Source organism: Streptomyces sp. NPDC048644 (assembly GCF_043199105.1).
Classification (GTDB): Bacteria; Actinomycetota; Actinomycetes; order Streptomycetales; family Streptomycetaceae; genus Streptomyces.
Genome location: NZ_JBICVO010000006.1, coordinates 262489 through 275736 on the forward strand (window position 1 = coordinate 262489; position 13248 = coordinate 275736).

The 13248-nt window shown below is 72.1% G+C and carries 10 protein-coding genes; 9 read left to right on the forward strand and 1 reads right to left on the reverse strand.

The annotated features are described in order from the left end of the window. The first annotated feature begins 193 nt into the window (after positions 1-193). The 7 genes from ACGFNI_RS16265 to ACGFNI_RS16295 all read left to right on the forward strand — a co-directional run bounded on the left by ACGFNI_RS16265 (position 194) and on the right by ACGFNI_RS16295 (position 9480). The gene (locus tag ACGFNI_RS16265) at positions 194-2020 is read left to right on the forward strand and encodes an acyl-CoA dehydrogenase (RefSeq protein WP_393684262.1); all 1827 of its coding nucleotides are present in this window, start codon (positions 194-196) and stop codon (positions 2018-2020) included. Positions 2021-2242: 222 nt separating this feature from the next. After that, a complete protein-coding gene (locus tag ACGFNI_RS16270) occupies positions 2243-3538 on the forward strand; it encodes a M18 family aminopeptidase (RefSeq protein WP_393684264.1) in 1296 nt (431 codons plus the stop codon). A gap of 1 nt (position 3539) precedes the next feature. Continuing rightward, positions 3540-5462 carry a BTAD domain-containing putative transcriptional regulator gene (locus ACGFNI_RS16275; RefSeq protein ID WP_393684266.1) on the forward strand — a complete coding sequence of 641 codons (1923 nt, stop codon included), beginning with the start codon at positions 3540-3542 and terminating at the stop codon, positions 5460-5462. A 118-nt stretch (positions 5463-5580) separates the two neighbouring features. Beyond that, positions 5581-6384: a DUF4232 domain-containing protein gene (locus ACGFNI_RS16280; RefSeq protein ID WP_393684268.1), complete on the forward strand. Its 804-nt coding sequence runs from the start codon at positions 5581-5583 to the stop codon at positions 6382-6384. A 304-nt stretch (positions 6385-6688) separates the two neighbouring features. After that, positions 6689-7642, forward strand: coding sequence for a hypothetical protein (locus ACGFNI_RS16285; protein ID WP_393684269.1), 954 nt, complete (start codon positions 6689-6691; stop codon positions 7640-7642). A 128-nt stretch (positions 7643-7770) separates the two neighbouring features. After that, positions 7771-8670: a helix-turn-helix domain-containing protein gene (locus tag ACGFNI_RS16290; RefSeq protein WP_393684270.1), complete on the forward strand. Its 900-nt coding sequence runs from the start codon at positions 7771-7773 to the stop codon at positions 8668-8670. A 153-nt stretch (positions 8671-8823) separates the two neighbouring features. Then, positions 8824-9480 carry a DUF4232 domain-containing protein gene (locus ACGFNI_RS16295; RefSeq protein ID WP_393684272.1) on the forward strand — a complete coding sequence of 219 codons (657 nt, stop codon included), beginning with the start codon at positions 8824-8826 and terminating at the stop codon, positions 9478-9480. 49 nt (positions 9481-9529) lie between these two features. Here ACGFNI_RS16295 and ACGFNI_RS16300 read toward each other — a convergent pair whose 3' ends face one another. Continuing rightward, positions 9530-11344: an NHL domain-containing thioredoxin family protein gene (locus ACGFNI_RS16300; protein ID WP_393684273.1), complete on the reverse strand. Its 1815-nt coding sequence runs from the start codon at positions 11342-11344 to the stop codon at positions 9530-9532. 64 nt (positions 11345-11408) lie between these two features. On the opposite strand from ACGFNI_RS16300, the gene ACGFNI_RS16305 reads away from it, so the two are divergent. Both ACGFNI_RS16305 and ACGFNI_RS16310 read left to right on the forward strand, forming a co-directional pair. Further along, positions 11409-11939: an LURP-one-related/scramblase family protein gene (locus tag ACGFNI_RS16305; RefSeq protein ID WP_393684275.1), complete on the forward strand. Its 531-nt coding sequence runs from the start codon at positions 11409-11411 to the stop codon at positions 11937-11939. Between the two features lie 282 nt (positions 11940-12221). Further along, positions 12222-13046 carry a maleylpyruvate isomerase family mycothiol-dependent enzyme gene (locus ACGFNI_RS16310; RefSeq protein ID WP_393684276.1) on the forward strand — a complete coding sequence of 275 codons (825 nt, stop codon included), beginning with the start codon at positions 12222-12224 and terminating at the stop codon, positions 13044-13046. The last annotated feature ends 202 nt before the right edge of the window (positions 13047-13248 follow it).

Sequence of the window (13248 nt, forward strand, 5' to 3'; positions counted from 1 at the left end):
GCCGCACCGGCCCGTCCGGGAACTCCCGCACGGGGCCGCGCCCCAAGGGAGGCGACCCCTCCGGCAGGGGACGCGCGTCACAGATGGGCGGAAAGGGTTGCGCCTTATTACCGGTGGGTAGCATCATCGGTAGCTACTAGCTGGTATCGCGTAACGAGCGCCACTCTTGCTGAATTGATACGGAGCCGTACCCATGGGGCACTACAAGTCGAATCTCCGCGACATCGAGTTCAACCTCTTCGAGGTGCTCGGCCGTGACAGCGTGTACGGCACCGGTCCGTTCGCGGAGATGGATGTCGACACCGCCAGAAGCGTCCTGTCCGAGATCGCCCGGCTGTCCGAGAACGAACTGGCCGAATCCTTCGCCGACACCGACCGCAACCCGCCGGTCTTCGACCCGGACACCAACACCGCGCCGGTCCCCGACACGTTCAAGAAGAGCTACCAGGCGTACATGGACGCCGAGTGGTGGCGCCTCGGCATCCCGGAGGAGATCGGCGGCACCACCGCGCCGCGCTCCCTGCTGTGGGCCTTCGCCGAGACGATCCTGGGTGCCAACCCGGCGATCTGGATGTACGCGTCAGGCCCCGCCTTCGCCGGCGTCCTGTACGACGAGGGCACCGACGAGCAGCACCGCATCGCGCAGCTGATGGTGGACAAGCAGTGGGGCTCCACCATGGTGCTCACCGAGCCGGACGCCGGTTCGGACGTCGGCGCCGGCCGCACCAAGGCCGTCCAGCAGGAGGACGGCACCTGGCACATCGAGGGCGTCAAGCGCTTCATCACCTCCGGTGAGCACGACATGTCCGAGAACATCGTGCACTTCGTCCTCGCCCGCCCCGAAGGTGCCGGTCCCGGCACCAAGGGCCTGTCGCTCTTCATCGTGCCGAAGTACGACTTCGACTGGGAGACCGGCGAGCTGGGCGAGCGCAACGGCGCCTACGCGACCAACGTCGAGCACAAGATGGGCCTCAAGGCGTCCAACACCTGCGAGATGACGTTCGGCGCCAACCGCCCCGCCAAGGGCTGGCTGCTCGGCGAGAAGCACGACGGCATCCGCCAGATGTTCAAGATCATCGAGTTCGCCCGCATGATGGTCGGCACGAAGGCCATCGCCACCCTCTCCACCGGCTACCTCAACGCCCTTGAGTACGCCAAGGAGCGCGTGCAGGGCCCGGACCTGGCGGCCTTCACCGACAAGACCGCGCCGCGCGTCACCATCACCCACCACCCCGACGTGCGCCGCTCGCTGATGACGCAGAAGGCGTACGCCGAGGGCATGCGCGCGCTGGTGCTCTACACCGCGACGGTCCAGGACGAGATCCTCGTCAAGGAGGCCGCGGGCGAGGACGCGAGCGCCGCCACCCGCCTCAACGACCTGCTGCTGCCGATCGTCAAGGGCTACGGCTCGGAGAAGTCCTACGAGCAGCTGGCGCAGTCGCTGCAGACCTTCGGCGGCTCCGGGTACCTCCAGGAGTACCCGATCGAGCAGTACATCCGGGACGCCAAGATCGACACCCTCTACGAGGGCACCACCGCGATCCAGGGCCAGGACTTCTTCTTCCGGAAGATCGTCCGCGACCAGGGCCAGTCGCTGACCGTGCTGTCCGAGGAAATCAAGACGTTCCTCGCGGCCGGCACCGGCGGCGCGGAGCTGGAGCAGGCCCGCGGCGAGCTGGCGAAGGCGGCAGCCGACCTGGAGGCGATCGTCGGCGCGATGCTGACCGACCTCGCGGCGACCGAGAAGGACGTCAAGTCCATCTACAAGGTGGGCCTGAACACCACCCGGCTGCTGATGGCGTCCGGTGACGTCGTCATCGGCTACCTGCTGCTCAAGGGCGCGGCGGTGGCCGCGGAGAAGCTCGGCGGCGCCCCGGCGAAGGACAAGCAGTTCTACACCGGCAAGATCGCGGCGGCGAAGTTCTTCGCCCACAACGTCCTGCCGGGTGTCTCGGTGCAGCGCGGTCTGGCCGAGGCCGTCGACCAGTCGCTGATGGAGCTGGACGAGGCCGCGTTCTGAGGTGACCGCGCCGGCCCGTCCGGCGCGCGTCCGCCCTGATCCGGCGTCCGTTACGGCCGTGCCCGCCGCCCTTCCCCCGGGGCGGCGGGCACGGCCGTATCCCCGTCCCCCGTGGCACATTCATGGCGATTGCACGCATCCTGGCCGGAAGAGAGCGGAAGGGAGCGGAGTCACCCCGCACGCAGGCGGGGTTCGGGGGGCCCGGCTCCTTATGCTGAATCCATGACCAACTCCGCCCGCTTCGATCGCGGCCACACCGACGACTTGATGTCCTTCCTCGCCGCAAGTCCGTCCCCGTACCACGCGGTGGCGAACGCGGCGGCGCGGCTGGCGGAGGCCGGCTTCCGGCAGGTGGCGGAGACGGACGCCTGGGACGGCAGCGGCGGCGGCAAGTTCGTCCTGCGGGGCGGCGCGATCATCGCCTGGTACGTCCCGGAGGGAGCGGGCCCGGCGACGCCGTACCGGATCGTGGGGGCGCACACCGACTCCCCCAACCTGCGGGTCAAGCCGGTCCCCGACACCGGCGCGAACGGCTGGCGGCAGATCGCCGTCGAGGTCTACGGCGGCACCCTGCTCAACACCTGGCTCGACCGCGACCTGGGCCTCAGCGGCCGGGTGACCCTGCGGGACGGCAGACACCACCTGGTGCACGTCGACCGGGCGCTGCTGCGGGTGCCGCAGCTCGCCGTGCACCTCGACCGCTCGGTCAACACCGACGGTCTGAAGCTGGACAAGCAGCGCCACATGACGCCGATTTGGGGCCTGGGCAAGGTCGCCGAGGGCGACCTGATCGCCTTCGTGGCCGAGGAGATCGGCGTCGCCCCCGAGGACGTACGCGGCTGGGACCTGATGGTGCACAGCATCGAGCCGCCCGCCTACCTGGGGCGCGAGCGCGAGCTGCTCGCCGGGCCGCGGATGGACAACCTCCTCTCCGTGCACGCCGGTACCGCCGCGCTCGTCGCGGCGGCCGGCGCGGGCGGCGACCTGACGGCCATTCCGGTCCTGGCCGCCTTCGACCACGAGGAGAACGGCAGCCAGTCGGACACCGGCGCCGACGGCCCGCTGCTCGGCACCGTCCTGGAGCGTTCGGTCTTCGCCCGCGGCGGCTCGTACGAGGACCGGGCGCGGGCGCTCGCGGGTACCCTCTGCCTGTCGTCCGACACCGGGCACGCCGTGCATCCCAACTACAGTGAGCGGCACGAGCCCGGACATCACCCGATGCCCAACGGCGGTCCGATCCTGAAGGTGAACGTCAACCAGAGATATGCCACCGACGGCAGCGGGCGCGCGGTATTCGCCGACGCCTGCGAGCGGGCCGGCGTTCCCTGGCAGGCGTTCGTCTCACACAACGCGATGCCGTGCGGCACCACGATCGGGCCGATCACCGCGGCCCGGCACGGCATCAGCACCGTCGACATCGGCGTCGCGATCCTCTCCATGCACTCGGCTCGCGAACTGTGCGGCGCCGAAGACCCGTATCTGCTGGCGAACGCCCTGACGGCCTTCCTGGAGGGCTGAGTTGGACTTCTCACTGCTGGGCCCGATCGCCGTCACGTCCGGCTCCGGCGAGCTGTCGCTCGGGCCCGCGAAACGGCGCAGTGTGCTGGCGCTGCTCCTGTTGCAGCCCAACACCACCGTCCCCCTGGAGCAGCTGATCGACTCCCTGTGGGAGGACGAGCCGCCCGAACACGCCCGTACGGTCGTCCAGGGCCATGTCTCGCGGCTGCGCGCGACGCTCGCCGAGGGCGGCGCCGACGCGTACGGCATCGAGCTGGCCACCCACGGATCGGCCTATCTCCTGCGGCTTCCCGAGGAGTTGATCGACGCCCACAGGTTCGGTGAACTGGTCGCGCTGGCGCGGCCCGAGGAGGCACCGGCCGACGCCGTACCGCTGCTGCGCGAGGCACTGGGGCTGTGGCGCGGCCCGGCGCTGACCGGCACGGTCACCAGCCCGCCGTTCGCCGCCGCCGCCCATGCCCTGGAGGAGCGCAGGCTGACCGCGGTCGAGGCGCTTGGCCGCGCGCACGGCACCCTCGGCGAGCACGAACAGGCCGCGGCCATCCTCTACTCGGCCGCCGTCAACCACCCGCTGCGGGAAGGGCTGATCGCCGGCCTGATGGGGGCGCTGTTCCGTACCGGGCGGCAGTCCGACGCGCTGGAGTGGTTCCACCGCACCCGGCGGCTGCTCAACGAAGAGCTGGGCGTCGACCCCGGCGAGCGGCTGCGCGACGCGTACGAGGAGATCCTGCGGGCCGAGGCCGCCGACCGGCGCGAGGCGGGATCCGCCGCGCGCGGCACCCAGCAGCGGAGCACCGGTGGCACCACGGGAGCGGCGGCCGGCGAGGAGCGGGTGCCCGCACAGGGCGGCCCGGCAGGCTCCGGCGCCCGCGGACGCACGCCTTCCGCGCCCCGGCTGCTGCCCAGGCCGCCGGCCCGCTTCCTGGGCCGACAGGACCAACTCGCCGCGCTGACAGACGCCTTGACGGACCGTTCGACGGGCGAGAGTCCGCTGGCTGTGGTCGCGGGCCCGGCAGGCGTCGGCAAGACCGCCTGCGCCGTGCAGTGGGCGCACCAGTACGCGGGGGCGTTCCCCGACGGGCAGCTCTTCGCCGATCTGCGCGGCTTCGGGGAGGGCGACGAGGCGGCGCCCGCCGAGATCCTGCGGGACTTCCTGCTGGCGCTGGGCACGCCCCCGGAGCGGGTGCCGACCTCGGCGCAGGCCGCGTCCGCGCTGTTCCGCTCCCTGGTCGCCGACCGCAGGCTGCTGGTCGTCCTGGACAACGCCCGCAGCTCGGCGCAGGTCAGGCCGCTGCTGCCCGGCGGCCTGAGCTGCGCCACCGTCGTCACCAGCCGCAGCAGGCTCGACGGCCTGGTCGCCACCGACTGCGCCCGCCCGGTGAGCCTCCAGGCGCTCGGCCACGCGGAGGGCGCGGCGCTGCTCGGCGCCATGCTCGGGGCGGAACGCGTCGCCGAGGACCCGGCGGCTGCCCAGGAACTCGTCGCGCTGTGCGACGGGCTGCCGCTGGCGCTGCGGGCCGCCGCAGCCCAGCTGATGGCCAGACCGCGCTGGCGGCTGGCCCGGCTGGCAGCCGCGCTGCGTGACGAACAGCGGCGGCTGGCCCTGCTGTCGGCCGAGGACACCGGTATCGCCGCCGCGCTGCGGATGTCCGTCGCCCGGCTGTCGGCCGACGACGCCCGGCTGCTGAGCGCCCTGGCCACCAGCGCCGACGGGCACCTGAACGCCTCGGTGGCGGCGGCGCTGGCCGGCTACGACCCGGAGCGCACCCAGGACGGCCTGGACCGGCTCGCCGACATGCACCTGGTGGACGAGGAAGCCACCGACGTCTACACGATCAGCGCTCTCACGCAGTTGTTCGCGCGGGACGAGAAGGACCATTCGGGAGACACGGACGGCGGCGCGGGCCGCGGCGGTACCGGCTGAGCGGAGCGGGCGGGGCATGGCGGGGCCGGGCGGTGCGTTAGGCGTCCGTTAGTGGCACGGCAGCGGCGGGCGGCAGTGTGGTGGCACAGCAGGACGCACCCCCAACGGGAGAGACCTCATGCCCCGCACCGCACGCACCCCCGACGCCGCAGCCCGCCGCGGCAACGGCCGGAGCGCCGCCCGGCGTCGCACCCTGCGGATCGCGGCGGCCGGTCTGACCGCCGTCGCCGCGCTCACCCTCACCGCCTGCGGCGGCAGCGGCGATGCGCTCAAGACGCACGACGCCAAGCACTTCGACCCCGCGCCGCAGGACGCCAAGGACCCGGCGGCCGGGAACGGCGGGACGGCGCCGAGCGGGGCGGGCGATTCGGACGGCAAGGGCGGCGGCAGCAAGCCGTCCGGGCAGCCGTCCCCCGAGCCCGGCGGCAACGCGACCGGCCCGGACGCGGAGGACACCGCCGCGAATTCCGGCAACGGCAGTGCCGACACCGGCCCCCACCAGCCCTGCGACGCCTCCCGCCTGCACCTCACCGCCGCGCCGCTCACCCGGCCGGTCAACCACCTGCTGCTGGAGGCCAAGAACACCTCGGGCAGCACCTGCGACCTGTACGCGTACCCGTTCCTGCGGTTCGACGACGACCAGGCGCCCGTCGCCTCCTTCGACGACAGCAAGCCGCAGGCGGTCGTCAGCCTCGCCCCCGGCGAGTCCGGCTACGCCGGGGTGCTGACCTCATCGGCCGACGGCGGCGGCGCGCACGGCCACACGAGGACCTCCCTGTCGGTCCTCCTGGCCGGCCGCGACGGGCAGGGCAGCTCGGGCGGCGCCGCGCAGGTCGGACTGCCGGGCGGCTCGGCGTACATCGACGACAGCGCCTGGGTCACGTACTGGCAGTCGGACCTCGCCGACGCCACCCAGTGGTAGCCCACGACGGCTGCCCCACCGAACCAGGGCGCCCGCATCCCCCAGCGGGCGCCCTGCCGCACCTCCCCCTGCGGCAGATGCCCGCTCCCGACGTCCCGTCATGTCCCACGCGGGGCCGTCCGCTGTCCCGCGCCTGATCCACGCTCAGGTCGTTCGGGCAGGTCACAGCCCTGGAACGGGAGTGACTTCGTCCCACGGGACGGATCCCGGCCGGATCGGCCCGCCGTCGGCCCGACGATGGTGAACGCCGTCGGGGCCGGACGCCCGGCGGCTTCTCGACCGGCTGGACGTGGAGGGGAAACGGATGCAGGACGACGGCACCACGCACAGGGCACACGGCACAAGCCCTGCGGAGACCCCCGGCACACCGGGCGGCAAAGCGGCACCGGCGGGCGGCGGCCCCGCGCTCCGGCGCACCGTGCTGCGCAGGGTGCTGCCCTCGGCCGCGGCGGCCGGCATCGGCGTCGCGGGCTTCGCCGGTGCGGCGTACGGCGGCCAGGCCCCCACAGGGACGGAGGCGCCCGCCGCGGCACGGCAGGCCGCCGGCTTCCCCACCTGGGGCACCCGGTGGGTGGTGCACGCCTCGGCCGACGTCGGCTCGCCATCCGTCGGGATGCTCAACACGTCCGGCGCGGGGCAGGACCGGATCACCGCGGACTACCAGGTCGACACCGGCCGCACGGTGTGCGAGGACAGCGCCTGCTCGACGCTCATGGCGCACCTCACCGGGCCGGTCAGCGGCTTCCTCAGCGTGGTCGCCGTGGACATACCGCAGGACCGGCTGCCCGGCATACCGGTCAAGGGCGGCCCGCCGCCCCAGCAGCCCGGCACCTCCCGCGAGGAGGTGCTCCGGCGGGCCGCCACCTGGCTCACCGCCGACGACGGCGCCCAGGTCCCGTACAGCCAGGAGAAGGTCTGGAAGGACGGCTACCGGCAGGACTGCTCGGGCTATGCGTCGATGGCGCTCGGCCTGCCCGCGCCCGGCACCGACACCGTGGGCCTGGCCACCAGCCGCGCGCTCACCCGCCCGATCACGACGGCCGAACTCGAACCCGGTGACCTGCTCATCGACGCGGACGGCACCAGCGACACCCGGCACGTCGTGATCTTCGAGAAGTGGAACGACGCCGCACACCGCTCGTACACCGCGTACGAACAGCGCGGCGGCCACGGCACCGACCACCGGAGCCTGACCTACGGACTGCCGGGCGGCGACGCGGAGTTCACGCCGTACCGCCCGGTGGCGTTCGGGGACTGATCCCCGGCCCTTCGGGGCGCGCATTCTTCACGGTTCGGTCCGCGTGCGGTCCGGATCGTGTCACGAGGGGCACTTCCGTCACAGGGGAGCGGAAGTGCCTCTCGCGCGCGTATGCCCACTGTGCTGGAATGCGGGACGTGCCTGGCCACCAGAACCACGCCGCGAACGCCCGCCGCAAACCGCTCGCCCCGCTGCCCGCCGAACTGTCGGGGCCGATACGGGAGTTCGTCTCCGCCCTGCGGCGGATGCACGGTGAACTGGGCTACAGCCTCACGGACGTGGAGAACCGGCTGCCCGCCAGCCGCTCCTCCCTCTCGCGGTACCTGCGCGGCCAGAGCCTGCCCGACGAACGGCTGCTCGTGCAGTGGTGCAAGCTCTCGTTCACCGGCGAGGACCGGCTGCCCGCCCTCGTCGAGCTGCTGCACCGCGCCCACGAGGCGAACGAGACGCCCCCGGCGCAGGCTCCCGCGGAGGAGCACGGCGGCGAAGCGGGCGAGGGGCCCGTCCCGGTGGCGCAGGCGACCGCGGCGCCGGACACCACGGCAGCCGCGGACCCGGCGGCTGCCGTCCCGGGCCGCCGCCGGCTGCGCCTGGCGCTCGCCGGCCTCGGTACCGCCGTCGTCCTGGCCGCCGCCGCGGTGGCCGTCACGACGCTCACCGGCACCTCGGCGGACGCACCCGAAGGATCAGGGGACGCGGCGCCCGCGGTCACCGGCACCGCCCGTTTCACGGTCAACAACGTCGAGCTGGCCTGCCGGCACAGCCGCAGCCCGAACTGCGGGCTCGGTCTGGCCCGCGACCCGTACGTGTCCTACGGCCGCTCCAACGTCGTCGGGCACGTCTGGCACGGCGACGTGCTGCACGCCCGCTGCCGGATCGCCGACGGCGTCTCGGTCACCGACGAGGTGGGCGGGCACAGCAGCATCTGGCTGCGCGTCGAGCACGCAGGCGGCGAGGCGTGGATGCCGGGAATCCGCGTCCGCCCCGAGCAGTTGGAGAACACCGAGCTGCCGGTCTGCCCGCACTGATGGCGACATGTCCGGGCGGGCGGCGCACGCTCCGTCCGCCCGGTTCCGCGCTCCGCCGGGTCCGCCCTGGCGCATCGGACGCGAATCGCTATCGTGGCGATGCCATGACACAGACGCTCAGCTGATCGCAGCAACTCACTGGGGGAACCACCGATGACCGCACACCGCTCCCGCCGCCGTTCCGCCGCGTATGCCGCGCTGGCCCTCGGGCTGTGCGGCACGCTCGCACTGACGGGCTGCAACAGCCACTCGAAGAAGTCGAAGAAGCACTCCTCGTCGTCCAGCCACAAGAGCAAGAAGCACATCGCCGCCGCTGGTGGTGCGGCGGCAGCGGGCGCGGGCGCGGGTGCCGCGGCGCACCGGATCAGGGACTGCCGGCCCGACAACTACAAGATCCGGTTCGCCCAGCAGTCGGACCCGCAGGGCTATGTGACGGTCACCTTCTTCAACTCGTCGAGCACCACCTGCCGGCTGCACAACGCGCCCCGGCTGCGCTTCGACAACGCCGCGAAACCGCTGCCGCTGCTCCAGGGCGAGCCGGGCCTCATGGACGACACCAAGGTCGACGTCCCCTCGAAGGGCAAGGCATACGCCGTCATTCCGACCGGCACCCCCGCCGCCAAGGGCACCCGGAAGAAGACTGTGCACATCGAGTTCATGACCAACCGCTCGGACATGACCATCGGGCAGACCGACTTCCCCTTCGACGAGAAGAACGATCACATCTCCGTCGGCACCACCAAGGTCACCAACTGGAACGGGCTGCTGTCCGGCGCCAAGCTGGCGGCCAAGATCCGGACCGACAGCTGACCAACAGCCGCTGAACGGCGGCGGTTTCACGTGAAACCGCCGCCGTGGACTAGGGCGCTGCGTCCAGCCCCGCGAGCACCAGCCCCAGCCGGGCCTGTCCGCCTGCGGTGACCGTGACCGGCACGCCCCAGTCCTGCTGGTGCACATGGCAGGCCGGGTACTCGATCTCCGGGTCGTCGTCGCAGGACGCGGCCATCGCCGAGACGTGCAGCACGCCTTCGGTCACGCCGTCGGCGAGCACCAGATCGCGCGCCAGGTCGGTGCCCGCGCCGGAGCCGTCGGCCAGCAGCTCCGGCGGCGTCGCGCTGACCAGCAGCCGGGTCGACGGGCCGTAGCGGGTGTCCAGCTTCTGTCCCGCGGGGGCCTGGAAGACCACGTCGAGCCGCAGGGCACCCGGCGCGACCTCGGTGGCCGCGCGCTGGGTGCGGTGGGCGACCGACTCGACGCGGACCGCCTCATCGGGGAGGCGCAGCCGGGTCAGGCGGTGCCGTGCCGACTCCACCACGACGATGTCGTCGTCGGCGAGCACCGCGTCCGACGGCTCGCGCAGGTCCGTCGCGAGCGTGCTCACCTCGCCGCTCGCGGGGTCGAAGCGGCGCAGCGCGTGGTTGTACGTGTCGGCGACGGCCACCGAGCCGTCGGGCAGCGCCGTGACACCCAACGGGTGCTGGAGCAGAGCCTGTTCGGCGGCGCCGTCGCGGTGCCCGAAGTCGAACAGTCCGGTGCCGACGGCGGTACGCACCACATATCCGGCGTCGTTCCCGGCGGCGCGCTCCACCCAGCGCACCGCGCTGGTCTCCGAGTCGGCGACCCACAGCCGGTCGCCGCCGGCCGCGAGCCCGGAGGGCTGCGCGAACCACGCCTCGGCGGCCGGCCCGTCCACCAGGCCCTCGTTGGTGGTGCCCGCCGCGACCTCGACCGTGCCGGTCGCCGGGTCGTACGTCCACAGCTGGTGGACGCCGGCCATCGCGATCCACAGCCGGTCCTGCCACCAGGCCACGTCCCAGGGCGAGGAGAGGGCGGTCTCCAGGGCCGGGCCCGAGGTGGGCGAGCCCTGCCACCACTGCTTGCCGGTACCTGCCACCGTCTCCAGCGTGCCGCTCTCGGGGTCGAACACCCGGATCGCGTGATTCACCGTGTCCGCGACGGCGACCTTGCCGTCGGGCAGCAGCGCCAGGCCCTGCGGCTCGTTGAGAGCACCGGCGGCCAGGCCCCGCTCGCCGGACCCGATCCGGCGCAGCACCCGCTCGCCGTCGTCGGACAGCTCCACGAGCTGGTGCCGGGTGGTGTCCGAGACGAGGAAGGTGCCCGACGGCAGGCGCAGCGCCTTGCCGGGGAAGCGCAGGTCACCGGCGACTGGCTCCGGCGGTACGTACGGGCCGTCGCCGCGGCGCAGCGTCCCCTTCGCCGTGTGTTCCGCCTCCAGCTCGTCGACCAGCGTCTCGATGGCGTGGGCGTGGCCCTCACCGGCGTGCTGGGCGACGACATAGCCTTCGGGGTCGATGACGATGAGGGTCGGCCAGGCCCGCACCGCGTACTGCTTCCAGGTGGCCAGCTCGGGGTCGTCGAGCACCGGGTGTTCGACGCCGTACCGCTCGACGGCGTCCACGACGGCCTGGTGCTCGGCTTCGTGCACGAATTTGGGCGAGTGCACGCCGATGATCACGACGGTGTCGCGGTGGCGTTCCTCCAGCTCGCGCAGCTCGTCCAGAACATGCAGACAGTTCACACAGCAAAAGGTCCAGAAATCGAGGACGACGATGCATCCTCGCAGGTCGGAGAGGGTGAGGTCGGTATCGCCCGTGTTCAGCCAGCCGCCCTTGCCGGTCAGCTCGGGGGCGCGGACGCGTGCACGTGAAGCCATGTCCACATTCAACGTCACCCCGGTGCGTACGCATTCCGCCGGGGCCCTGGGGAACACGTCACCCATGCAGCAATACCCCGGGCACCACTCCCCGCACTCGCGCAAGTACCTCGTCCGTGACCGGATCTTCGGTATCGGTGACGACTACTGGATCGAGGACGACCACGGGCGGCACGTCTTTCTCGTGGACGGGAAGGCACTGCGGCTGCGGGAGACCTTCGAGCTGAAGGACACCGACGGCCGGGTGCTGATCACCATCCGCAAGAAGGTGCTGAGCCTGCGCGACGCGATGACCATCGAGCGGGACGACCGGACGCTGGCGGTCATCAAGCGCAAGCGGCTCTCGCTGCTGCGCCACCACTACCGCGTCGAGCTGGCGGACGGCACCGAGCTGGACGTCAGCGGCAAGATCCTCGACCGGGAGTTCGCGGTCGAGTACGACGGCGAACTGCTCGCCGAGATCTCCCGGCGCTGGCTGACCCTGCGCGACACCTACGGCATCAACGTCGTCCGGGAGGACGCGGATCCGGCGCTGCTGATCGCGATCGCGGTGTGCGTGATCAGGATGGCGGAGCGGGAGCGGGGCGAGAACTGACGTCGGCCGGCGGCGGGCCGCGCCGCGGTTCACGGGGCGGCCTCCGCCCCCTCCGCGACCGGACCAAACGGCCTGCACGCGCCGGGAATTGACCGTTTGCGGAGGGTATGCGCCGTTCTGGAGCGAGGCGGGCGGGCACAGTACCACCGCTCAAGGTCTCAGGCCGGGCCGCCGCCGGAAATCCACCTACGATGGTCATCCGAAAGCACTGCCGGGGTGCCCGTGCGCAGCGTAACTTAACTGCCAGACAGCAGCCCGCGTACGAACCGTCCGAGGGGTCACGTGACCGTCCATCCCAGCCTTCAGTCCTCCATCGATGCCTGGACGCACTCCATAGAAGCGGTAGTCGAGCTGGTGACACCGCTCGTCGAAAGCGAATGGAGCGGGGCAACGGACCTCCCAGGGTGGTCCGTTCGCGATGTCGTCTCCCACATCATCGGCATGGAAAGCGAGATGCTCGGCGACCCGCGGCCGATCCACTCGCTGCCGCGCGACCTCTACCACGTGCGCAGCGAGTCGGCCCGCCGCATGGAGGTCCAGGTCGATGTCCGCCGGCACCACACCGCACCGGAGATGCTCTCCGAGCTCGAATACATCGTCATCCGCCGCTCCCGGCAGCTGCGCAACGAGACCCGGCAGCCCGACGCGGTGGTGCGCAGCCCGCTCGACGAGGACAGATCGCTCGATTTCGTGCTGCAGCAGCGGGCGTTCGACGTCTGGGTGCACGAGCAGGACCTGCGCCGCGCGCTGGGCAAGCCGGGCAATCTCGACTCGCCCGGTGCGTATGTGACCCGTGATCTGCTGGTGAAGACACTGCCCGGGATCGTCGCCAAGCGGGCGCAGGCGCCTGCCGACTCGGCGGTGGTCTTCGATGTGGCGGGCGCTGTGGAGTTCATGCGCACGGTCCGCGTCGACGCCGAGGGCAACGGCACGGTCAACGGCAGCGTCTCGCTCGGCCCGACGGTGACCCTCGCGCTGGAGTGGGACATCTTCGCCCGGCTGGCCTGCGGCCGGGTCCGGCCCGCCGCCGTCGCCGACCAGATCAAGATCGACGGGGACTGTGAACTGGCCGACGTGATCCTGGACCACTTCGCCGTCACGCCGTAGGCAGCACGGCGGGCCGTCGGCACGGGGCATGACGGGGCCATGCGCACGGGGGACGACGAAAGCCCCGAGGGCAGCGGCGGCTGGATCCCCGCCCCCTGCCGACCGTCGGCCACGCACGCCGATGACGCCGTTTCACGTGAAACGCCACCCGGCGATCCGCCCGGTCAACTGACCGCCCCTGTAGAGACGTTGGCGCCCCGCA

What these genes read in the sequence shown, in the direction of transcription:
- ACGFNI_RS16265 (WP_393684262.1), top strand. Translation starts at nt 194, where the DNA reads ATGGGGCACTACAAGTCGAATCTCCGCGACATCGAGTTCAACCTCTTC.
- ACGFNI_RS16270 (WP_393684264.1), top strand. Translation starts at nt 2,243, where the DNA reads ATGACCAACTCCGCCCGCTTCGATCGCGGCCACACCGACGACTTGATG.
- ACGFNI_RS16280 (WP_393684268.1), top strand. Translation starts at nt 5,581, where the DNA reads ATGCCCCGCACCGCACGCACCCCCGACGCCGCAGCCCGCCGCGGCAAC.
- ACGFNI_RS16285 (WP_393684269.1), top strand. Translation starts at nt 6,689, where the DNA reads ATGCAGGACGACGGCACCACGCACAGGGCACACGGCACAAGCCCTGCG.
- ACGFNI_RS16290 (WP_393684270.1), top strand. Translation starts at nt 7,771, where the DNA reads ATGCGGGACGTGCCTGGCCACCAGAACCACGCCGCGAACGCCCGCCGC.
- ACGFNI_RS16295 (WP_393684272.1), top strand. Translation starts at nt 8,824, where the DNA reads ATGACCGCACACCGCTCCCGCCGCCGTTCCGCCGCGTATGCCGCGCTG.
- ACGFNI_RS16300 (WP_393684273.1), bottom strand. Translation starts at nt 11,344, where the DNA reads ATGGCTTCACGTGCACGCGTCCGCGCCCCCGAGCTGACCGGCAAGGGC.
- ACGFNI_RS16305 (WP_393684275.1), top strand. Translation starts at nt 11,409, where the DNA reads ATGCAGCAATACCCCGGGCACCACTCCCCGCACTCGCGCAAGTACCTC.